This is a genomic window from Pseudomonas paraglycinae (assembly GCF_021601625.1).
GTDB lineage: Bacteria > Pseudomonadota > Gammaproteobacteria > Pseudomonadales > Pseudomonadaceae > Aquipseudomonas > Aquipseudomonas paraglycinae.
The window spans coordinates 1-255 of sequence record NZ_BQHR01000052.1; the positions used below are offsets into that span (position 1 = coordinate 1).

The following is a 255-nucleotide window of genomic DNA, read 5'->3' on the forward strand; positions in this document are numbered from 1 at the left end:
GACAGCCGCGCCAAACCGGTCGATGCGAAAGGCGCCCCGTTATCTGTGCGGATTACGTCCGGCAATCCAAACTCCCGGAAAGCCCATTCGAATCCCTGTCGCGTCGGCTCGCTGTGCGTGCCGGGCAGCGCCCGGCAGAGCAGCAGATAGCGGCTCATCTGATCGGTAATGGTCAGCGGATAGCACCAATTGCCGTCCTGCATCCTGAACTGCCCTTTGAAGTCGGCACACCAGGTCTGGTTGGGTTCATCGGCC

1 protein-coding gene is annotated in these 255 nt (G+C 61.6%); it reads right to left on the reverse strand.

Annotation, left to right across the window (positions count from 1 at the left end):
- Positions 1-255, reverse strand: a 255-nt coding sequence (locus tag L6D82_RS28525; RefSeq protein WP_236192156.1) for a DDE-type integrase/transposase/recombinase, incomplete at both ends; no start/stop codon positions are given.